The 21,180-nt window shown below is 56.1% G+C and carries 14 protein-coding genes and 1 pseudogene; 6 read left to right on the top strand and 9 right to left on the bottom strand.

Going from position 1 to position 21,180, the window contains the following annotated elements; translation table 11 throughout:
• Positions 1 to 16: 16 nt before the first annotated feature.
• The 4 genes from CVE23_RS21525 to CVE23_RS21510 form a co-directional block, all read right to left on the bottom strand.
• Positions 17 to 904, bottom strand: coding sequence for a fumarylacetoacetate hydrolase family protein (locus CVE23_RS21525; protein ID WP_100850308.1), 888 nt, complete (start codon positions 902 to 904; stop codon positions 17 to 19).
• 79 nt (positions 905 to 983) lie between these two features.
• A complete protein-coding gene (ttdB, locus tag CVE23_RS21520; protein WP_100850307.1) occupies positions 984 to 1,592 on the bottom strand; it encodes a L(+)-tartrate dehydratase subunit beta in 609 nt (202 codons plus the stop codon).
• Positions 1,589 to 2,449, bottom strand: a complete 861-nt coding sequence (gene ttdA / locus CVE23_RS21515; protein ID WP_373287828.1) for a L(+)-tartrate dehydratase subunit alpha — start codon at positions 2,447 to 2,449, stop codon at positions 1,589 to 1,591. The genes ttdB and ttdA overlap by 4 nt, the downstream gene beginning before the upstream one ends.
• Before the next feature lie 101 nt (positions 2,450 to 2,550).
• Entirely contained in the window at positions 2,551 to 3,846 is a 1,296-nt protein-coding gene (locus CVE23_RS21510) for an MFS transporter (RefSeq protein ID WP_100850305.1), read from the bottom strand.
• Between the two features lie 599 nt (positions 3,847 to 4,445).
• Here CVE23_RS21510 and CVE23_RS21505 point away from each other — a divergent pair.
• The gene (locus tag CVE23_RS21505) at positions 4,446 to 5,360 is read left to right on the top strand and encodes a LysR family transcriptional regulator (protein WP_049853776.1); all 915 of its coding nucleotides are present in this window, start codon (positions 4,446 to 4,448) and stop codon (positions 5,358 to 5,360) included.
• Between the two features lie 66 nt (positions 5,361 to 5,426).
• Here the strand turns inward: CVE23_RS21505 and CVE23_RS21500 are convergent, their stop codons facing one another.
• Positions 5,427 to 7,064, bottom strand: coding sequence for a methyl-accepting chemotaxis protein (locus CVE23_RS21500; RefSeq protein WP_038917449.1), 1,638 nt, complete (start codon positions 7,062 to 7,064; stop codon positions 5,427 to 5,429).
• A gap of 762 nt (positions 7,065 to 7,826) precedes the next feature.
• On the opposite strand from CVE23_RS21500, the gene CVE23_RS21495 reads away from it, so the two are divergent.
• Positions 7,827 to 8,750, top strand: coding sequence for a TrbL/VirB6 family protein (locus tag CVE23_RS21495; RefSeq protein ID WP_100850304.1), 924 nt, complete (start codon positions 7,827 to 7,829; stop codon positions 8,748 to 8,750).
• A 97-nt stretch (positions 8,751 to 8,847) separates the two neighbouring features.
• Here CVE23_RS21495 and CVE23_RS21490 read toward each other — a convergent pair whose 3' ends face one another.
• The 4 genes from CVE23_RS21490 to CVE23_RS21475 all read right to left on the bottom strand — a co-directional run bounded on the left by CVE23_RS21490 (position 8,848) and on the right by CVE23_RS21475 (position 17,062).
• Positions 8,848 to 10,473 carry a methyl-accepting chemotaxis protein gene (locus CVE23_RS21490; protein ID WP_038917452.1) on the bottom strand — a complete coding sequence of 542 codons (1,626 nt, stop codon included), beginning with the start codon at positions 10,471 to 10,473 and terminating at the stop codon, positions 8,848 to 8,850.
• Between the two features lie 572 nt (positions 10,474 to 11,045).
• Positions 11,046 to 12,674, bottom strand: a complete 1,629-nt coding sequence (locus CVE23_RS21485) for a methyl-accepting chemotaxis protein (RefSeq protein WP_100850303.1) — start codon at positions 12,672 to 12,674, stop codon at positions 11,046 to 11,048.
• Positions 12,675 to 13,346: 672 nt separating this feature from the next.
• Positions 13,347 to 15,038 carry a methyl-accepting chemotaxis protein gene (locus CVE23_RS21480; protein ID WP_100850302.1) on the bottom strand — a complete coding sequence of 564 codons (1,692 nt, stop codon included), beginning with the start codon at positions 15,036 to 15,038 and terminating at the stop codon, positions 13,347 to 13,349.
• Positions 15,039 to 15,379: 341 nt separating this feature from the next.
• On the bottom strand, positions 15,380 to 17,062 hold the full coding sequence (locus tag CVE23_RS21475) for a methyl-accepting chemotaxis protein (RefSeq protein WP_100850301.1): 1,683 nt from the start codon (positions 17,060 to 17,062) through the stop codon (positions 15,380 to 15,382).
• A 476-nt stretch (positions 17,063 to 17,538) separates the two neighbouring features.
• Here CVE23_RS21475 and CVE23_RS21470 point away from each other — a divergent pair.
• The 4 genes and pseudogenes from CVE23_RS21470 to ugpE all read left to right on the top strand — a co-directional run.
• Positions 17,539 to 17,676: pseudogene (locus tag CVE23_RS21470) on the top strand (serine hydrolase domain-containing protein); the annotation flags it as partial.
• A 333-nt stretch (positions 17,677 to 18,009) separates the two neighbouring features.
• Positions 18,010 to 19,329, top strand: a complete 1,320-nt coding sequence (gene ugpB, locus CVE23_RS21465) for a sn-glycerol-3-phosphate ABC transporter substrate-binding protein UgpB (protein ID WP_038664440.1) — start codon at positions 18,010 to 18,012, stop codon at positions 19,327 to 19,329.
• Between the two features lie 83 nt (positions 19,330 to 19,412).
• Positions 19,413 to 20,300, top strand: a complete 888-nt coding sequence (gene ugpA / locus CVE23_RS21460) for a sn-glycerol-3-phosphate ABC transporter permease UgpA (RefSeq protein WP_038664443.1) — start codon at positions 19,413 to 19,415, stop codon at positions 20,298 to 20,300.
• Positions 20,301 to 20,326: 26 nt separating this feature from the next.
• Positions 20,327 to 21,175, top strand: a complete 849-nt coding sequence (gene ugpE / locus CVE23_RS21455; protein ID WP_100850300.1) for a sn-glycerol-3-phosphate ABC transporter permease UgpE — start codon at positions 20,327 to 20,329, stop codon at positions 21,173 to 21,175.
• Positions 21,176 to 21,180: the final 5 nt, after the last annotated feature.

Genomic DNA, 21,180 nt, shown 5'->3' with positions numbered 1-21,180 from the left:
ATCCGGCAGCGGTTGTTCAGACGGCGCAAGATACTGGACGGGGCGCATGGCTACCGTCGGCAGGCTGCGGCGTCGCGATGCGGTTAACCAGCCGGCCAATCCCGCCGATCTCCACTTCCACCACGTCGCCTTCCCGCATAAACAGCGGCGGCGTGCGCTTTTTCCCAACTCCGCCGGGCGAGCCGGTAATAATCACATCACCGGGCGACAGCGGCGTGAAACGTGAAATGTATTCGATCAGTTCGGCGACGGAGCGCACCATATTGCCGGTGTTGTCATGCTGTACCCGGTTACCGTTCAGATAGGTGCTGATGCTGAGCCGCTGCGGGTCGCCAATCTCGTCGGCGGTGACCAGCCAGGGGCCGAAACCGCCGGTACGGCGCCAGTTTTTGCCGGAGGTAAACCAGCTGTACTGCATATCTCGCACCGAACCATCCATAAAGCAGCTGTAACCCGCCACGACATCCAGCGCCTTGTCGCGGCTGACGTTGTCGGCGTGTTTGCCGATGATCACCGCAAGTTCGCCTTCATAGTCAAACTCGTTGGTGGAGGCCGGCTTGAGCAACGGCTGCTGATGGCCGCACAGGGTATCGGCAAAACGGATGAACAGCGTCGGCGCGTCGGTCGTCTGTTCAAATTCGATACGCTTTTCCATGTAGTTCATGCCGACGCACAGGATTTTCGACGGCCGTTCGATGACCGGCAGAAACGTCACCTCATCGAGATGAAAATCTGCGGTGGCGCCGTGTTGCGGCAGGGTCGTCAGCGCATCGGCCCGCAGCAGCGCCGCCAGATCGGTAACGCGGCCGGACAGACGGTGGCCCAAATCGATTAGGCCCCCTTCGTTCACCAAACCGACGCTTTTCGCGCCGGTTTGCGGATTGATAAAACTTGCCAGTTTCATAGATGTGTTCCGTTGCTGAACACCGGGGCGACGCGCCGGGCCGGTAGCTCGTCGCGTGTCGCCCAACCGGTGTGGGACGTTATTTGATAAAGCGAATCTGCTCGTTGATGTCGGCGATCACCGGCACCTTGCGTTCGTTGTAGGTCAGCTTGTTTTTCTCGAACAGGTTATTGCCGTGCGTGTCGATGGAGATGATCAGCGGACCAAATTCCTTCACCCGGTTGACCCACAGGGTTTCCGGCATCCCCAAATCGCGCCATTGCGCGTCTTCGATTTTCTCCACGCAGGTGGCGGCCAGCACCGCGCAACCGCCGGGGAACACCGCGTGTACCGCCTTGAATTGCTGGCAGCCCGCCTCGGTGTTCGGCCCCATGCCCCCTTTGCCGACAATCAGTTTCACGCCGGTCTGCTCAATAAGTTCTTTTTCGAATTTTTCCATGCGCATACTGGTGGTTGGGCCGATGGAGATCATGTCGAAGGTGCCGTCGTCCTTTTCCACCACGATTGGGCCGGCGTGCAGAATAGCGCCGCCGCGCAGGTCAACCGGCAGTTCGCGCCCCAGCTCAATCAACCGGCGATGCGCCACATCGCGGCAGGTCACCAGCGTGCCGGTCAGGTAAACCACATCGCCGATATTCAGCTCAGCCAGGTCTTCGTCTTTGATGGGAGTGGTCAGAATCTTTTTCATAATACGGCACCTTCGTGAGACAGGATTTCATAGGACAGATCGGCGGAGAAACGGATGGTGCCGCGGCGATGCGCCCAGCAGCCGGTGGATACCGCGACCCCGATGGTGGAAGGGTGACGGGCGGAGGACTCGATGTTGACGCCCATCACCGACGATGCGCCGCCCAGCCCCTGCGGCCCCAGCCCAACCTGATTCAGCCCGTCTTCGAGCAGTTTTTCCATTTTGGCGGCGTCGGCGTTGGGGTGTGAGGAACCGACCGGTCGCAGAATGGCTTTCTTGGATAAGCGGGCGGCGGTTTCCACCGAGGTGGATACGCCCACGCCCACCAGCAGCGGCGGGCAAGCGTTCACGCCGTAGGAGGTGATCACATCAAAGACGAACTGGTTGACGCCTTCGTAGCCCTGCCCCGGCATCAGCACCTTGGCCGCGCCGGGCAGCGAGCAGCCGCCGCCGGCCATATAGACTTCAATGGTGCAGTGGTCGTCGTCAGGGATGATTTCCCAGTCCAGCCAGGGCACGCGCGAACCGGTATTGGTGCCGGTATTTTTTTCAATGAAGGTTTCCACCGCATTGTGGCGCAGCGGCGCTTTTTTGGTGGCTTCCAGCGTGGCCTGCTGTAACACGTGTTCCAGATCGCCGATAAACGGGAAGCGGGCGCCGACGGTGATAAAATATTGAATGACGCCGGTGTCCTGACAGCAGGGGCGGTCCAGCTCATCCGCCCGTTTCTGGTTTTCGAACATAGAGTCGTAGACCACTTTGGCCAGCGGGCTATCTTCCCTGGCTCGTAATTCTTCCAGCTTTTTAATGACGTCGGTGGGCAGCCGTTTGCCGACATAGCCGGTAAAACGGGTCATGACATCAATTAATTCCGATATGGATTCAGTATTCACAATAACCTCCGGGTGTAAGAGCCTAATGGGGCAGGCATCTAAAAATGCGTTAATGGCGCGATTCATCAGGCCATCGACGTTTTCATGACCTTACGTTTACGGCTGACTTCAATGAGCAGCGTTAACAGGGCGGACAATAAAAGCAGCGCCGCAATGGCATAGAGCGCGAGGGAAAAATCGCCGGTTTTTTCTTTTAACCAGCCGATAATCGCCGGGCCGAAGAAACCGCCCAGATTGCCGATGGAGTTGATGGCGGCCAGTCCCGCCGCGGCGGCCGGGCCGGATAAAAACAGTGACGGAATGCTCCACAATGGCGGTTTGCAGGAATAAATACCGATGCTGGCCAGCACCAGCGCCAGCATGGCGAAACCGAGGGAATGAACGGCGCCGGCCAGCACAAAGCCGAGGCTGGCGAGAATACAGGCGCTGACCACATGCCAGGTGCGCTCGCGGGTGGCGTCCGAATGTCTGGCCCAGAAAATCATCGCACCCACGGCAATGGCCGCCGGAATGGCGTTGATAAAGCCAATCTGCAGCGTGCTCAAACCGAAGGATTTAATAAACTGCGGCGACCAGATATTTAACGAATACAAACCGGCGGAGGTGCCGAAATACACCAGCGCCAGCGTTAATACACGAATATCCGTCAATCCTTTCAGCGCGCTGGTTTTGGTTTCACTGCTTCTGGCGGCCTTTTCTTCTTTCAGCGTTTTCACCAGCCATTGCGTTTCCTCCTCATTCAGCCAGGTATTTTTTTCCGGCTTGTCATTCAGATAAAAGAAGGTGAACCCGCCCAGCAGGATGGCGGCGACGGCGTCGAGCAGAAACATGAATTGCCAGCCGGTCATCCCCATCACGCCATGAAAACTCAGAATGGCGCCGGCCAGCGGCGAGCCCAACATGGATGAAATGGGCGCCGCCGCCATAAAAAACGCGATCACCTGAGCGCGGCGTTTGACCGGAAACCAGGTGCTGAGATAAAGAATAATGCCGGAAAAGAACCCCGCTTCCGCCACGCCGAGGAAAAAACGCAGAATATAAAAACCGGTAACGGTTTTTACCGATATCATGCAGGCGGCCACAATTCCCCAGCTAATCATAATGCGCGCCAGCCAGATACGCGGGCCGACTTTTTGCAAAATAATATTGGAGGGAACATCCGTGAAGAAATAGCCGATAAAAAACATGCCGGCGCCGATGCCAAATACCGTCGAGGAAAAACCCAAATCCTGATTCATGGTTAATGCGGCGAAACCGATATTGATACGATCAAAAAAAGCGATGAAATACGCGAACATGACAAAAGGCACTATTCGCCAGGTTATTTTTTTGAGTGCCGCACCTTCAAGGTCTTTTTTCATGATGCATTCCAGATTGATAAAAATAGGGTAATAAAAATGACGCCAGACAAGGCGACAAGGGTCATGGAAATAAGCGAGGTGACTATGCACTGGCGTGGAATGCCGATCATCCATCAGCGTTTATATAAATAATTCGTATAATTCGGCGTGGTGCGTGAGTGAGGGGGTAATAGAATGACGTCGATCAATGTTTCACGTATTTTATGCCTGATGATGACCGTATTTTTACGGTTGATTAAAAATAACATAACAGAATGCGCGTGAATCAATTTTCCATTCTGTGATAAAGATCAGCTATGACGCAAAGAACTATTCCCCAGCGGTTGTACAGAAAAAAAACAGCGTTATTATTTAGAGCCTATCCCAATAGGGCTATTTTACTTGCCATTTTGGCCCTGGGCAGTGCTCGAAATCCTCACGTACTACGTGTACGCTCCGGTTTACTCGCTGCGCTCGCCCGTTGGGCCGGACAAGTATTGTCCGTTCAACATGCGTTGCATGTTGTCTCCGCGCTGTCCGAGTCCAAACTGGCTGCGCCAATTACGCCTCTTGGGATAGGCTCTTATTCAAATATTTCACATAATCGCCTGAGGAAGAGAATGGAGCTTAACCAGCTGCGCTGTTTTATTGCCGTTGCTGAAACCCTGCATTTCGGCCATGCGGCTCAGCGGCTGGATATGCTGCCTTCCGCGCTGGGACGGCATATTCGTTTACTGGAGGAATGCCTGGGCACCCGGCTGTTTATTCGCTCGACGCGTAACGTGGCGCTGACGCCGGACGGGCAAACCCTGCTGGGAGAAAGCCGCAAACTGCTGGCTGACGCCGATGCGCTGGCGACCCGCTTTCGCTGTCAGGGAAGGGTGAACGCCAGCATTCTGCGCATGGGGGCGATCGATAGCGCCGCCATCGGCCTGATTCCGCATCTGCTGCACTTTTTTCGTCAGGCGTATCCCGAGGTAAATGTACAGATTCACGAAGATAAAACCTCCCGCCTGTTGCCCAGGCTGAAATCCGGTCGTCTGGACCTGATTTTTATCCGCCCTCCGGAGCGTCGGGCACCCTGGTTAACGACGCGCTTTCTGCTGTATGAAAACGTGGTGCTGGCGATTGCGGAACACCATGAACTGGCGGGGCATCAGGACGTCGGGATTCAGGATCTTGCCGCCCTGCCGTTGATTGTGCCTGACCGGCGCGCGCGGCCGCACAGCCATGATTTGACCATGAACCTGTTTAGCGACGCGGGGCTGAAGCCGAACGTGGTGCAAAAAGCGGATGAAAAACAGACCATTATCAATATGGTGGCGGCGGAGGTTGGCGGCGCGATCATGCCGCGCTGGGTATCCCGCATGTCGGTGCCGAATGTTCGGTTTATCCCCATTCGGCGTCAGGACGCCTCGTCATGCAAAGGATTGCCGCTGGCCGCCGCCTGGATGAGCGCCGGCAGCGATCCCGTGCGCGACAGCATGATTGCGATTCTGGAGCGCGAGCTGCCGTCGATTGCCCAGCAGTTCTGATGACGACGCCTTTTGGTTAGCGCACGGCAACCCGTAGTGTCGGTTGCCGTGCGACAGGCAGCGTTTTCAGTGTATGACCAACTGCTGACCGGCGACCGGCACCAATGAGTGCTCGTCCAGGGTGTCCAGCCGCTTGCGGGAAATCACGTCGTCCACCACAAATACGCTGATGACCTCCACCAGATGCGCCGCCTGATGATTCAGGTTGTCGGTAGCGCAGGCGGATTCTTCAACCAGCGCCGCATTTTGGTGAGTGACCTGATCCAGCTGGGCGATGGCGGTGTTAATCTGCGCGATGCCTTGCTGCTGTTCGTTGGTGGTAATGCCTATCTCGTTGATCAGTTGCGCCACCTGACGGGATTGTTCCATCAACTCGCTTATGGTGCTGCCCGCCAGATTGACCCGGTCGGAGCCGGTTTCAATTTTCTTCACGCTTTCGCCGATCAGCGATTTGATTTCGCGTGCGGCGGAGGCGGAGCTTTGCGCCAGCGAACGCACCTCGTGGGCGACGACCGCAAAGCCTTTGCCTTCTTCGCCCGCCCGGGCGGCCTCCACCCCGGCGTTCAGCGCCAGAATGTTAGTCTGGAAGGCGATATTGTCGATCAGGCTGATGATTTCGACGATCTGATGTGAGCTCTGGGTGATGTCCGCCATGGTGGCGACCACGTCTCCCACAACCTGATTGCCTTTTGAGGCAGTCAGACTGGCGGCGTTGGCCAATTCGGTCGCCAGCCTGATGGTTTCGACGTTATGGCTGACCGCGTTACTGATTTGCTCCATAGACGCCGCGGTTTGCTGCAGGCTGGCGGCCTGCTCTTCGGTGCGCTGGCTGAGGTCATTGGTGCCGGCGGCGATTTCATTGGCGCCCGAGGCGATCGCATGGCTGCTCTGGCTGACCTGCTCGACGATGTTGATCAACCCGCCGCGCATCTGGTCGATGGCGGCCAGCACGCTGCCGCTGTCTTTATCCCGTACTGGGATATTCGTGATCAGGTTGCCCTGCGCGATCTGTTGGGCGATGCTGGCGGCGTCCGCCGGTTCGCCGCCCAGCTTGCTTCTCACCTGATGGGTAATAAACCAGGCCACCAGACTGCCGATCGCCATTGCGATGATAGCCAGCGTCAGCATGGCTTGCCCGGCGTTATCCGCCAGCTGTTCCGAACTGTGCGCCAGGTCGGTGGTGGCGTTTTTCTGATAATTGATAATGTCATCAATGGCGTTGAAGACTTTATTTTGCGCCGGCTGGAATTCATTCAGAATAACCGCTTTTGCCTCTTCATCCCGGTTTTCCAGCGCCAGCGCTTCAGCCTTTTTCAAAGCCTGAATATTTTCAGGCCGTACGTTTTCCAGATGTTTCAATAATACTTTCGCATCCGGGGAAACGGTCATACTGCTGAATGTATTGATAATCTCCGTGCTTTTATCGATGGTTTCCCTGATGCGTTTGCTTTCCGCTTCCATTTGCGCCGTGTCGGTCATCATGACCATATTTCGAATGGCGTTGGCGACAATATTAATATTGTCTTTATAGGTATGGATAAGAACCAGTTTAACCAATCGGTTTTGCGCCAGCGTTTCGATATTTCCGCTTAACTGGTGCAATTGAAAACGACCGAAACTGGCGACCAGAAAGCCAATGATAATGACGGCGGCAAAGCTGATACTGAGCAGCGTGCCCAACTTCATCTTTTTGAATAAGTTCATAATATTCTTGCCTGTGTGTAAACGCCCGCGTGCACGATGGCGATGCCAGAACGAAAGGGGTATCACGCCGCCGTCGCTATTACGGTTAAGGCCTGACACGCCCGTTATTTATTGGGTTGTGACCCTTTTTTCCGGTGTTGTTGTTGCAGGTTGGTCGCCCCGGCATCCAACGGCAATATCCGCCCGCGGTTTGGAAGCTGGCCCCGCGAGTGCTGAATGTTTGCGTTCAATGACGAGGCGCAGACGCTGTACCATGCACGCCCGTTAAAGGATACCGCCACGCTACTGCTTTGGTCTGGTGCTGGACCCTCGCCTAAATCGGGCGAGAGCAAAAGAATGGATGCCGGCTTAGGCATACGTCACGCATCATTGCAGGCGCGGCCTGGATTCAGGCTTGTCGAACAGCGTCGCACTCGATCCGAACGACAGCGACAAGCGATGATTATTTGAACTACTCATTTGACTATGAGCGGCGTTTTGCCGTTTGTCTAATCGCCTCCCTGTGTATTTTTTTGTCAACAAGGCCGGGAAACGCTCCGGTAAAGTGACGCCAGCCCGGCGGGCGCGCCCAACCGCGTGCGTGGCGCCGTCCGACGGTTCACGCATATTTATGTTTTAACAGACCGCGGGCCTAAAGACGGCGGGCGCGGTGCCGTTATGTTTCAATATGTGTCAGAAAGATTCGGCCTGATGGTGTGTGACTACACCCTCCATGCTGAGTCTTTGCTGATGACTCATGACAGGCACTGCACAGGATTCCCGATGACTTCTCCCATCTCTTTCAACCGTTCTGCCGCGGGTACATCGGCGCAGAATGCCAAAACTGATACTGGCGCCGGTAGTACGACTCGTGCCGGCGCGCAAGCGGATGCTTCCCAGGAGCAACCGTCGGTTACCTCCGTGCTGGTGCAATTCAGCGACGAGGTTCGTAAACGGATTGATACCGCAATGCGGACCAATATGAGCAAAATGAACGATTTTGATCAGGATCTGGCGCGCGGACGCATCGAACAAATCAAACGGCGCATCCAGATGCTGAAGATGATGATGCTGTCGCTGGTCGGTCAGTCGGTTCCTCCTGGCGTGCTGCGCGAAATCCGCCAACTGGCCGCAGAGCTGGGCCAGGCGGCTAAAACCCTGAATGAAGGCGGGGGGAGCGGCGCGGCTAATACCGGAGCGGCGGGCGTGGCGGGCGGCGAAAATCAGTCCGGCGCTGTTGCTAACGGCAGTGGCGATACTTCCGCTTCCGCGCTTTCCGGGGCGATGGCGGTGTCCGCCGCGGGCGAGAGCGCGTCTGCCGAATCCGAGGGGGCGGGGGACGGTAGTGACCACGCAGCCGGGGCGTCAGCGGCGGCCAAAAGCGATGGGGACGCATCCGCGCAGGAGGCGGAGCAATTGCAGAGCGTGGCGGCCGCAATCACCGAACGGGGCGCCGGGTCGCAGCAGCGCAGGGCGGATGCGAAGTCGGTGCAGGATGCCGTCCGCGAGCTGAAATCGCTGCTGGCGATGGTGAAACATGCCAGCAGAAACGACGACAAAGAAGCCCAAAAACAGATTCAGGCCATAAATCAATATATTGCCGACACGGAGAAGACGGTTCAGTCGATGAGCATGACGGGAGGCGGAGTCAGCGTCGATCTGTCTGTCGGCCCCGCGGGTAATGTCTCGATTGATGTACAGGTCTGACGGTCGGGCGCGCAGCGTGGCTACGCACAATAATTCGGGGAGTCGGCGTTTTTCCTCCTCCCCGACGGCTTGCCCGATATGCCGCTTGCGCGGTGGGTTAGCGTGACGCCAGCGCCAGACGCCAGGCGGCGCTGTCATCGTGTGACCGCTGCGGCTGAACGGTGTGACTGGCGAGGACGAACACATTCATCAGTTGTACCAGATGACCAGCCTGAGCGTTCAGGCTGTCGGCGGCGCTGGCGGACTGTTCCACCAGTGCGGCGTTCTGCTGGGTGACCTGATCGAGCTGGCTGACCGCCTGATGGATCTGGCCGATGCCGGATTCCTGTTCTGAGGTGGTTACGCCGATTTCCTGAATCAATTCCGCGACATGATGGGCCTGAGAGACAATCTCTTCCATGGTGACGCCGGCGTGGCCGACGCGCTGCGAGCCGCTTTCCACCTTTTCCATGCTCTCGGTGATCAGTTCTTTGATTTCCCGGGCGGCGGAAGCGGAGCGCTGCGCCAGCGAACGCACCTCGCCGGCCACCACCGCGAAGCCGCGGCCTTGTTCACCCGCGCGGGCGGCTTCCACCGCGGCATTCAGCGCCAGGATGTTGGTCTGGAAAGCAATGCCGTCGATGACGCTGATAATGTCGCCGATTTTGCGTGAGCTGGTGGTTATCTCTTCCATAGTGCGAATGACGTCGCTCACCACTTCGCTGCCTTTGGCGGCCGTCTGGCTGGCGGTGGTGGCGAGCTGGGCGGCTTCGCGCACCGTGTCGCCGTTCTGGCGAATAGTCTGGCTGATTTGCTCCATCGAGGCGGCGGTTTGTTGCAGGCTGGCGGCCTGCTCTTCGGTGCGCTGGCTGAGATCGGCGTTGCCCATAGCAATCTGCTGCGAGCCGGTGGCGATGGATTCGCTGCTCTGGCGCACCTGACTGACGATATGGCTGAGGCTGTCGCGCATCGCGCGCATGGCGGCCAGCAGGCTGTGGTGGTCGCTGGTTTTCAGCATGACATCGACGGACAGGTCGCCCTGCGCCACCTGTTGGGCGATATGCGAGGCATAAGTCGGTTCGCCGCCCAACTGTCCTTTCACCCGGCGGGTGATCAGCCAGGCTACCACGGCGCCCAGCAGGGCGCTGATGGCGGTCACGATCAACAGCAGGGTGCCGGAGTAGCTGGCATCCGCCATGAAACGTTGCGACATGGCGATGGTGTCGTTCTTGTGTTCGGTGATCATGGTGTCCATCGCGTTGAACAGCACGGTCTGCGTGGTCAACAGGTCGCCCAGAATCAGCGTGCGGGCTTGTTCCTGCTGGCCGGACATGCTCAGTTCAATCACTTTCCGTACCGCATTGGAATAAGGCGGGCGCGCCTGATTAATTTGCGCCAGCAATTCGCGTGACTTTTTCAGCTTCAGTTTTTCATCCAACTGCCTGAGCAAGTCGTTGTTACGGTCGATGAGCTGCTCAAGATCGTGTTTTTCCTGAGCGAGGTGGGCGGCGTCGGTCTGTATGGCGCTTTCCCGAATAATGCGGGCGGCCGCATTCAGGTTGTCCTTAATTTCCTGCATGGCAATCAGGTTATTCAGGCGAATATTGGACAGGTAATCCAGATTATTGCCCACATGAATCAGCTGGCTGCGTCCGAAAATCGCGACGATAAAGCCTATCAGGATGACCAGTATAAAACCGGATCCGAGCATAGCGCCGAGTTTCATATTTTTTAGTATCTGCATCATGTGCCTTATTCTATTTTAGTGTTGCCGTCATGAATGGATTCGCATTCCTGGTGTGAAGCGAACTGTGCGTATTGGTCGTGATGGGCGCTGGCGACGAAAACGTTGCCGAAGCGATCCATAGCGGAAATAATCCGTCGCGAATTGATCTCAACCTGTTAGCGGTAGGTAACGAAATGATTTTTTAGTTAATTAACTTTTTAACAAAATGTATACGACAGCTGGTTGGTACGGTGAGCGGGGAAATAGGCGGGCAGGATAACGACAGGCCAGTGGTTGCCTGATAAAAATATCATCCACTAAAACATTTAACGTCGTTAAACATTATGGCTGATGAATGCGTCTGCATTGGCGGAAGGTAAAAAGAATATCGGCCGGCAGGGCAGCAATATTTCGGAATAAATATACCCGCCATACTTCATGTTGCAGATCCGTTGTTGCTCGCTCCAGCCACTTACCTGAGTAAGCGGCCGGGGATTTGCGGCGACGTAAATAATTCAGGATATATGCCGCCTGTATGGGGAAGTGGAATTCGTTTTCCGCTTCCCCACGGTATGAATCAGATCGGTAGGTTAGCGTGATGTCAGCGCCAGACGTAAATCGGCACGGGGAGGATACGCGGCGTGTTCGTCTTGCCGGTGATTTCCCGCGACCACAAATACATTCATCAACTGCACCAGATGGCGGGCCTGATCGTTCAGACTGTCGGCGGCGCTGGCGGACTGCTCCACCAGCGCGGCATTCTGCTGGGTGACCTGATCGAGCTGGTTGACCGCCAGATTAATCTGGCTGATGCCGGATTCCTGCTCGGTGGTCGTGACGCCGATTTCCTTGATCAAATCGGCGACGTGGCGCGCCTGCGTCACGATATCGTCCATGGTGGTGCCGGCGTGACCGACCAGTTGCGAGCCGCTTTCCACTTTTTCCATGCTCTCGGTAATCAGCTCTTTGATTTCCCGGGCGGCGGAGGCGGAGCGCTGCGCCAGCGAGCGTACCTCGCCAGCCACCACCGCAAAGCCGCGGCCTTGTTCGCCGGCGCGGGCGGCTTCCACCGCGGCGTTAAGCGCCAGGATATTGGTCTGGAAGGCAATGCCGTCAATGACGCTGATAATGTCGCCGATTTTGCGCGAGCTGGCGGTAATGTCGTCCATAGTGCGGATAACGTTACCTACGACGTCGCTGCCTTTGGCGGCGGTGTCGCTGGCGGTGGTGGCGAGCTGGGCGGCTTCACGCACGGTTTCGCCGTTCTGACGGATGGTCTGGCTGATTTGCTCCATCGAGGCGGCGGTTTGTTGCAGGCTGGCGGCCTGCTCTTCGGTGCGCTGGCTGAGGTCGGCGTTGCCCATCGCTATCTGCTGCGAACCGGTGGCGATGGATTCGCTGCTCTGACGCACCTGGCCGACGATGTGGCTGAGGCTGTCGCGCATCGCACACATGGCGGCCAGCAGACTGTGGTGGTCGCTGGTTTTCAGTATGACATCGACGGACAGGTCGCCCTGCGCCACCTGTTGCGCGATATGTGAGGCGTAAGCCGGCTCGCCGCCCAGTTGCCCCTTGATGCGGCGGGTAATCAGCCAGGCGATCAGACTGCCGGCGACGGCAATCAGCGCCGCCAGCGACAACATCAATATACCGGCGTTGTCGGCTTGCGATTCCGAGCTGTCAGCTGCCGTAGAGGTCGCGTTTTTCTGGTAGGTCAGCATGTTCTCTATCACTTTGAACAGGGCATCCTGTGTGCTACGCACATCACCCAGAATCAGATTTCTCGCGTTGTCCGGTTGATTCGATAAGCCCAGTTCAATGGTTTTCCTGACCGCTTCCAGATAGGCCGGGCGCTTTTGCTCTAGTTGGTCGAGCAGGGCGTTTTGTTCCGGTGTCACCGAGGTTTTACGCAAGATGGCGATAATTTCGCTGTTTCTTGGGATGATCGCATCAATACGCTGTTTTTCCGTAGCCATCTGTTTGGGGTCGGAAAGCAGAGCAATATTTCTGATAACCCGCGCTGCGATATTCAGGTTGTCTTTGTATTCCTGTATCAACAACAAATTGGTAATGCGTTCTTTTGATAGTGACTGGATATCCCCACTGAGTTGACGAAGCTGAAGCTGACCATAAATGGCGACCAGAAAACCGATCGCAATAACCAGGGTGAATCCGGTGCCTAACATGGATCCGAGTTTCATGTCTTTAAAAAAACGCATAGCGTCACCTTATTTATATAAGATTTATTTTTATCCCTGATATACCCATCATTCTTCACGTTGCAGGCACATTGGCTGGGTTAGCGGCCTATTCATGTTCATGGCCTCGCCTCTTCGGGGCTGCGGTAAGCCGCGCTCAACTCTGCCTTTTCCTGCAACTCGAATTAATTTGGGGTATAGATATTGGCTTCCGTAGCGTGTTTCAGGCAATAACAAGACCGTTGGCGAAAATTCTTCGTCAGGGAAAGGCTGGCCTGCAGGTGTGTATTAAACCGTTAATTTACTAATTGATTAATAATTCTAATCAAGATAAGAAATGTATAAAAGTTATCTTCGGGTATTTTTAATACCTGAAATGAATGCTCTTCCTGAACAAATTGCAGTATGGAGGGTTTTTATGCGTTTGTCGATAAATCGTGATAAAAGTTTTTCTTATTACTCAATGACTTTTTTATTAACGTAATTAGAAGCAATTTTTTAGTGGAAGTTACAAAAAAATAAATCCCCAATTAAAGGCCTGCATTTTGTAGTGATATAAAAAGTTATGGTGATATAAAAAACAATCCTTTTTGAGATTCGCCAATGACATTTATTCGCAATTATTAAAACAATATTTTTTGTGTGGCTATTTAGGCCATGTCCCGAAATATATACGGGTCATGGCCTGATGGTTCAGAATGCTTCCCAGCCACTGTTATTAACCGTTGCCAGTGATGCCGCCGGTTTTAGCCGGGGCGCAGGGCGGTTGATTACGTGCGGCGGCGCTGCGATTTCGCTGCCGCGGATCGCAAATACCTGTACCAGTTCCACCAGATGGCGGGCCTGATCGCTCAGGCTGTCGGCGGCGCTGGCGGACTGCTCCACCAGCGCGGCGTTCTGCTGGGTGACCTGATCGAGCTGGTTGACCGCCTGATTAATCTGGCCGATGCCGGATTCCTGTTCGGTGGTCGTGGCGCCGATTTCTCTGATCAGATCGGCGACGCGACGCGCCTGCGTCACGATATCGTCCATGGTGGTGCCGGCGTGACCAACCTGTTGCGAGCCGCTTTCCACTTTTTCCATGCTCTCGGTAATCAGCTCTTTGATTTCCCGGGCGGCGGAGGCGGAGCGCTGCGCCAGCGAGCGTACCTCGCCGGCCACTACCGCAAAGCCGCGGCCCTGCTCGCCGGCGCGTGCGGCTTCCACCGCGGCGTTAAGCGCCAGGATATTGGTCTGGAAAGCGATGCCGTCAATGACGCTGATAATGTCGCCGATTTTGCGCGAGCTGGCGGTAATGTCGTCCATAGTGCGGATAACGTTACCCACGACGTCGCTGCCTTTGGCGGCGGTGTCGCTGGCGGTGGTGGCGAGCTGGGCGGCCTCACGCACGGTTTCGCCGTTCTGACGGATGGTCTGGCTGATTTGCTCCATCGAGGCGGCGGTTTGTTGCAGGCTGGCGGCCTGCTCTTCGGTGCGCTGGCTGAGGTCGGCGTTGCCCATCGCTATCTGCTGCGAACCGGTGGCGATGGATTCGCTGCTCTGACGCACCTGGCCGACGATGCGGCCGAGACTGTCGCACATGGCATGCATCGAAGCCAGCAGGCTCTGTTGGTCGTGGCGGGCGAGGTCTACGCTGACCGCCAGATTTCCCTGTGCGACTTCCTGGGCGATGCGGGCGGCGTACTGGGGTTCGCCGCCCAGCTGGCGCCGGATGTAGCGGCTCAAATACCAGGCGGTGGCGCCGCCGATAACGCAGCCTGCCAACGCCAGCGCCAGCATCAGCAACCCCGCCTGATTGGCCTGCCGCTCGGCGTCGTTGGCCATCGACAAGGTTAGCGAGGACTGGTCGTCGATCATTTTATCCAGCGTGGTGAAAATTCCTTCCTGCGCTTTTTGCAGGTCGGCGACAATAATATTGCGCGCTTGCACCGGATGCCCCGCCATACCCGCTTCCACCGCGTTGTTCATCGCTTCGCTATAGGCGGGACGAAACTGGTCGAGCTGTTGCAGCCCTCGCTGCATGTCAGGGTCGTCAGCGGCCTGTACGATTTGCCCGACCAGCTTCGTCATGCTGGCGTTGGTTTCATCCAGCCGCTGTTTTTCCTGCTCTCGCTGCGTTTTGTCATTCAGGAGCGCGATGTTGCGTACCCGGCGGGCGGCATCATTGAGGTGGTCTTTTATTCTTTCCAACTGCAGCAACGTCACCATGTGTGATTTCGACAGCAACTGCATGTCGGTGCTCAGTTTTCGTAGCTGGAATTGACCGAATAACGCAATAAGAAAACCGATTACGATCACCCACGCAAAACCCGAGTTGAGCCGGGTGGAAAGCCTGATGTTTTTGAAGCTGATATTCCTGAAGCCGGTATTACTGAATGTAGTCATGCGTCCCCCCTGAGCGGTTGAGGTAACAGCGCCAATGGCATGGCGGATCAATGCATAGCAAAAAAGAACAATAAAACGCTGATATTGTTATGCGCCGCGGCGACGCTTCGTTAGGCCTGAAGGCTGTCGGCGGCTGTGTGGCGTCGTGGCTGGTAAGGTCAGGATATAAATAACCAAAATGGCACTGGTTGAGTAATAGATATTCGCTATACCCACCATCTTTCATGCTGCCGGGGTGCTGGTCGCTTTATTGACCTTTTTGGTGTGAAGACTTCGGTCGTCAGGGGCTAAATTCGAAAGAAACCGCCACCGTAACGGCGGCGGTCAGGGGAAAGGTAAACTCAGAACTGTTCCCAGTTGCTGTTGCCGGCGTTGCTCGCCAGCGCCAGTTTGGATGGCGTTGGTTTTTTCAACCCGGTTCCCGGTTTTTGCAGCAAGTCGCTCTGGCTGTTAAACGCATTCTGAATAGTGAATATGCTCATCAGTTCCACCAGCCGCGCGGCCTGATCGCTCAGGCTGTCGGCGGCGCTGGCCGACTCTTCCACCAGAGACGCGTTCTGCTGGGTGACCTGATCGAGCTGGTTAACCGCATCGTTAATCTGCGAAATACCGGATTCCTGCTCGTGAGTGGTCACGCCGATTTCGCCAATCAAATCCGCCACGTGGCGCGCCTGTTTCACCAGTTCGTCGATGGTGGACCCGGCTTCGCCCACCAGCGTTGAACCGGCTTCCACCGTTTCGACGCTGGCGGTGATCAACTCCTTGATTTCCTTGGCGGCGGAAGCGGAGCGTTGGGCCAGATTTCTCACCTCGCCCGCCACCACGGCAAAGCCGCGGCCCTGCTCGCCGGCGCGGGCGGCTTCCACCGCGGCGTTGAGCGCCAGAATGTTGGTCTGGAAGGCAATGCCGTCGATGACGCTGATAATGTCGCCGATTTTGTGCGAGCTGACGGAAATGTTTTCCATCGTGCGGACGATATTGTTGACGGCCTCACCGCCTTTGGCGGCGGTTGAACTGGCCGATTGCGCCAGTTTGGTGGCGGTGCGCACGGTATCGCCGTTCTGGCGGATGGTCTGGCTCATCTGCTCCATAGAGGCGGCGGTTTGTTGCAGGCTGGCGGCCTGTTCTTCGGTGCGCTGGCTCAGGTCGGTGCTGCCAGCGGCGATTTCGCTGGCGCCGGTGGCGATGGATTCGCTGCTCTGGCGTACCTGGGTGACGATCTGCCCCAGTTTTTCCCGCATGTCGTTCATGGCTGCCAGTACGCTGTGATTGTCGCCCGCGCGCAGTTCGACATTAAAGGCCAGATTGCCGTCGGCGATTTGCTGGGCAACCGCCGCGGCGTAAATCGGCTCGCCGCCCAGCTGGCCTTTGACGGTGCGGGTGATCAGCCAGGCGGTCAGCGCGCCGAGCACCGCGGCGGCCAGCGCCAGCGCCAGCATTACCGTGCCGTCTGAACGGGCGTTTTGCATGGAATCCGCCACCACGTTCATGGTGATTTTTTTCTGGAAGTCGAGCATGTTGTCCAGCGCCCGGAAGACGCCGTTCTGGGCGGTCTGCATGTCGTTGAGAATCAGTTCACGGGCCTGATCGCGCTGCTCTGGCTGGCCGGAAATACCCAATTGCACCGCATTATTGAATGCCTGCAGGTAAGCGGGGCGCGCCTGCGTCAACTGGTTAAGCTGATCACGGGTTTCCGGTGTATCAAGCCGTTCCGATAACTGTTTAAGCACCTCGGTGTTGCGGGCGATTTGCCGGTCGATCAGCTGCTTCTCGCGCGCGATGCGTTCAGGATCGTTACTGAGCGCAATATTACGCACCAGACGGGAATTGGTGTCGAAGCCGGTTTTGGCTTCCTGAATCAGCATCATGTTGGTGAGTGTGGTGGAGGAGAGGTGATCGATGTCGTCCCCCAGCCCCGCCAGTTGGGTTCGGCCAAATGTCGCTACCAGCAGACCAATCACGATGACGAGAGCGAATCCGGCACTCAACATGGTGCCCAGTTTTATTTTTTTCAGCGCGTTCATAGATATCCTTACGTCGTGTATTCCATGCGTTTATTCGGGACCTCGTCCAGGAGGTAAAATGGAAATAGCTCTATGTGTGTATAATTTGGGTTAGTTCTATTTCATGTGAATAATTTTTGTGGGTCAGCCGACAGATCTCCTGTTTATTACGATTGCTTTTTAAATAGATAGAGAGGTAATGGTCTTATAAAAATCGATAACAAGAATCTTTAACTCCAATAATTAATATAAGAAAGTAACTGGAATTGAAGTTTATAGTGGAGCTTATTGGTTAATAAGAGTAAGGAATAGAGATTGGTTTGTCGAATGCAATATATAAACTTTTCAAATAAAGTATCAAAAGAATAATTTCCGGTGGTATTTCTGCAATTCCGATCGCGTTTTTACCGCAAGGGTGTGTCGATGACGATAGCCGGATAATGCGTCGCCGTGATTGGCTCGCGATGGTAAGCGGCTCCGGCGAGAGGTGCGGCGCTGGGATAATCGGCGGGTATTCCAGTTTTATCGGCTTTGATAAGCAAAATGGCAACGCAATTGTCGTCCTGCAAAACGCTTTTAACTGGAGTAACTATCTGGGGATTGCTCTATTAACGGATTTAGCGAAGCGACGCTGACCGACCGCGGGAAATAAAATGCCATCGGGTGCGGCGTTGATGCGCAGTCCGTATTCTTGTGGGCGTTCCTGCCCATCATCCTGGCGTAAGGTTGTTTTTTATAATGTCATGATTATTTTATAAAAAATAATCACCTGTCGTATCGGTTTACTGCCGGTTTTTCTCCCCGCTGCAATCGTATGCACTTGTCATCCGGTTGTCATGATGCAGTTATTTTTCTGTCATCCGGGCGTGTCATGTTACAGCCGAACATAAAACGCGCTTTTTCGCTCATGGCGCCAACAATTATCAGCATCCGCAATGATCAGCACCCACATGATCTCAGGAGACAGCATGTTTCAGCACGCTATCCGTAAAACCGCCGCCGTTGTCATTATGGCGTTAGCCGCCAGCGCACAAGCGCAGGCTGTTACCGAAATCCCGTTCTGGCATTCGATGGAAGGAGAACTGGGTAAAACCGTTAATTCTCTGGCTGACCGTTTTAACCAGACGCACAGCGACGTCAAAATCGTGCCGGTGTATAAAGGCAACTACGAGCAGAGCCTGGCGGCCGGTATCGCCGCGTTCCGCAGCGGCAATGCGCCGGCTATCCTGCAGGTGTACGAAGTGGGCACCGCCACCATGATGGCCAGCAAGGCGGTCAAGCCGGTGTATCAGGTGTTCAAAGATGCCGGCGTGCCGTACGACGAGAAAATCTTCGTGCCGACCGTCTCCGGTTATTACTCCGATTCCAAAACCGGACACCTGCTGTCTCAGCCGTTCAACAGCTCCACCCCGGTGCTGTACTACAACAAAGACGCCTTCAAAAAAGCGGGTCTGGACCCGGAACAGCCGCCGAAAACCTGGCAGCAGATGGCTGAGTACACCGCCAAACTGCGCGCGTCCGGCATGAAATGCGGCTACGCCAGCGGCTGGCAGGGCTGGATTCAGATTGAGAACTTCAGCGCCTGGCACGGCCTGCCGATCGCCACCAAAAACAACGGCTTCGACGGTCTTGATGCGGTGCTGGAGTTCAACAAGCCGGTTCAGGTCAAACACATCCAGATGCTGGAAGACATGAACAAGAAAGGGGACTTCACCTACTACGGCCGCAAAGACGAGCCGACCGAGAAGTTCTACAACGGCGATTGCGCCATGACCACCGCGTCGTCCGGTTCGCTGGCCAATATTCGTCAGTACGCCAAATTCAACTACGGCGTGGCTATGATGCCGTATGACGCCGACGTGAAAGGCGCGCCGCAGAACGCCATTATCGGCGGCGCCAGCCTGTGGGTGATGAACGGCAAAGACGCCGCCACCTACAAAGGCGTGGCTGAGTTCATGCAGTTCCTGTCGACGCCGGAAATCGCCGCCGAGTGGCACCAGAAGACCGGCTATCTGCCGATCACCACCGCCGCTTACGAGCTGACCAAGCAGCAGGGTTTTTATGACAAGAACCCCGGCGCCGACATCGCCACCCGTCAGATGCTGAACAAGGAACCGCTGCCGTTCACCAAGGGGCTGCGTCTGGGCAATATGCCGCAGATTCGCACTATCGTGGACGAAGAGCTGGAAAGCGTCTGGACGGGTAAGAAAACCCCGCAGCAGGCGCTGGATGCCGCTGTGGAACGCGGCAACGCGCTGCTGCGCCGCTTCGAACAAGCGAACAAGTAACCGTATTCCGGGCCGAAGGGATTCGGCCACCCTTTTCTGAGAACCCGGTTTTCTGAGAATCCTGTTTTCTGAGAGCATTGTGCATGACTGCTTCCCGTCCTGTTTTTGGCCGCAGCCTGCTGCCTTACCTGCTGGTGCTGCCGCAGCTGGCCATCACGGTGATCTTTTTCCTCTGGCCCGCCGGGCAGGCGCTCTGGTACTCGGTGCAGAGCGTAGACCCGTTCGGCCTCTCCAGTCAGTTTGTCGGGCTGGACAACTTCACCAATCTGTTTCACGACAGCTATTACCTCGGCTCGTTTTACACCACGTTGCTGTTCAGTTTTCTGGTGGCGGCGTCTGGGCTTATCGTGTCGCTGTTTCTGGCCGCGCTGGTGGATTACACCCTGCGTTTTAGCCGCCTGTACCAGACGTTGCTGATTCTGCCTTATGCGGTAGCGCCCGCGGTGGCGGCGGTGCTGTGGATGTTTCTGTTCAACCCCGGTCTGGGGCTGATTACCTGGCTGCTGCACCAGTGGGGTTACGACTGGAACCACGCTCAGCACAGCGGTCAGGCGATGTTTCTGGTGGTGCTGGCCTCGGTATGGAAGCAGATTAGCTACAACTTCCTGTTTTTCCTGGCGGCGTTGCAGTCCATTCCCCGCTCGCTGATTGAAGCGGCGGCGATTGACGGCGCCGGGCCAGTGCGCCGTTTCTTCAATCTGGTGCTGCCGCTGATTTCGCCGGTGAGTTTTTTCCTGCTGGTGGTCAACCTGACCTACGCCTTCTTCGACACCTTCCCGGTGATCGACGCCGCCACCGGCGGTGGGCCGGTGCAGGCCACGACTACCTTGATCTACAAGATTTACCGCGAAGGGTTCGCCGGTCTTGATCTCTCCAGTTCGGCGGCGCAGTCGGTGATACTGATGTTGGTGGTGACCGTGCTGACGGTGATTCAGTTCCGCTTTGTCGAGCGTAAGGTGAACTATCAATGAGCAGGTTTGCAATGACAGGGAGCCGGATGATTGAGAATCGTCGCGGGCTGGATATGTTCAGTCACGCCATGCTGGTGGTCGCCATTCTGGTGGTGCTGTTCCCGCTGTACGTGGCGTTTGTCGCTGCGAGCATGAGTTCGGAACAGATGTCCCAGGTGCCGATGTCGCTACTGCCCGGCGGCCACCTGTGGGAAAACCTGGCGGATATCTGGCGGCACGGGGTAGGCGACAACAACAGCGCGCCGTTCGGCCTGATGCTGTTTAACAGCTTCGTGATGGCGCTGGCGATCACCATCGGCAAAATCAGCGTCTCGATGCTGTCGGCTTTCGCCATCGTCTATTTCCGTTTTCCGTGCCGTAACCTGTTCTTCTGGATGATTTTCTCCACCCTGATGTTGCCGGTGGAGGTGCGTATTTTCCCGACGGTCGAGGTGATTTCCCATCTCCATATGACCAACAGCTATGTCGGGTTGACGCTGCCGGTGATGGCGTCCGCCACCGCCACGTTTCTGTTCCGCCAGTTCTTCATGACGCTGCCGGACGAACTGCTGGAAGCGGCGCGTATCGATGGCGCCAGCCCGATGCGCTTTTTCTTCGACATGGTGCTGCCGTTATCCAAAACCAATCTGGCGGCGCTGTTTGTCATCACCTTTATCTACGGCTGGAACCAGTATCTGTGGCCGCTGCTGATCGTCAACGACCCCCATTTGGGCACCGCGGTGGCCGGGATCCAGAGCATGATCGCCACCGGCGACACCGCTACGCCCTGGCACCAGGTGATGGCGGCGATGCTGATAACCATGCTGCCGCCGTTGTTGATTGTGTTGCTGATGCAGCGCTGGTTTGTTCGCGGTCTGGTTGATAGTGAGAAATAGAATCT

It is taken from the genome of Dickeya fangzhongdai, assembly GCF_002812485.1.
Taxonomy (GTDB): domain Bacteria; phylum Pseudomonadota; class Gammaproteobacteria; order Enterobacterales; family Enterobacteriaceae; genus Dickeya; species Dickeya fangzhongdai.
The sequence above is the reverse complement of the archived record's forward strand: the minus strand, read 5'-3'. Positions and strand labels throughout refer to the sequence as shown.

Coding starts and splice junctions, on each gene's coding strand:
- CVE23_RS21525 (WP_100850308.1), bottom strand. CDS start 904: ATGAAACTGGCAAGTTTTATCAATCCGCAAACCGGCGCGAAAAGCGTC.
- ttdB (WP_100850307.1), bottom strand. CDS start 1,592: ATGAAAAAGATTCTGACCACTCCCATCAAAGACGAAGACCTGGCTGAG.
- ttdA (WP_373287828.1), bottom strand. CDS start 2,449: ATGACCCGTTTTACCGGCTATGTCGGCAAACGGCTGCCCACCGACGTC.
- CVE23_RS21510 (WP_100850305.1), bottom strand. CDS start 3,846: ATGAAAAAAGACCTTGAAGGTGCGGCACTCAAAAAAATAACCTGGCGA.
- CVE23_RS21505 (WP_049853776.1), top strand. CDS start 4,446: ATGGAGCTTAACCAGCTGCGCTGTTTTATTGCCGTTGCTGAAACCCTG.
- CVE23_RS21500 (WP_038917449.1), bottom strand. CDS start 7,064: ATGAACTTATTCAAAAAGATGAAGTTGGGCACGCTGCTCAGTATCAGC.
- CVE23_RS21495 (WP_100850304.1), top strand. CDS start 7,827: ATGACTTCTCCCATCTCTTTCAACCGTTCTGCCGCGGGTACATCGGCG.
- CVE23_RS21490 (WP_038917452.1), bottom strand. CDS start 10,473: ATGCAGATACTAAAAAATATGAAACTCGGCGCTATGCTCGGATCCGGT.
- CVE23_RS21485 (WP_100850303.1), bottom strand. CDS start 12,674: ATGCGTTTTTTTAAAGACATGAAACTCGGATCCATGTTAGGCACCGGA.
- CVE23_RS21480 (WP_100850302.1), bottom strand. CDS start 15,038: ATGACTACATTCAGTAATACCGGCTTCAGGAATATCAGCTTCAAAAAC.
- CVE23_RS21475 (WP_100850301.1), bottom strand. CDS start 17,062: ATGAACGCGCTGAAAAAAATAAAACTGGGCACCATGTTGAGTGCCGGA.
- ugpB (WP_038664440.1), top strand. CDS start 18,010: ATGTTTCAGCACGCTATCCGTAAAACCGCCGCCGTTGTCATTATGGCG.
- ugpA (WP_038664443.1), top strand. CDS start 19,413: ATGACTGCTTCCCGTCCTGTTTTTGGCCGCAGCCTGCTGCCTTACCTG.
- ugpE (WP_100850300.1), top strand. CDS start 20,327: ATGATTGAGAATCGTCGCGGGCTGGATATGTTCAGTCACGCCATGCTG.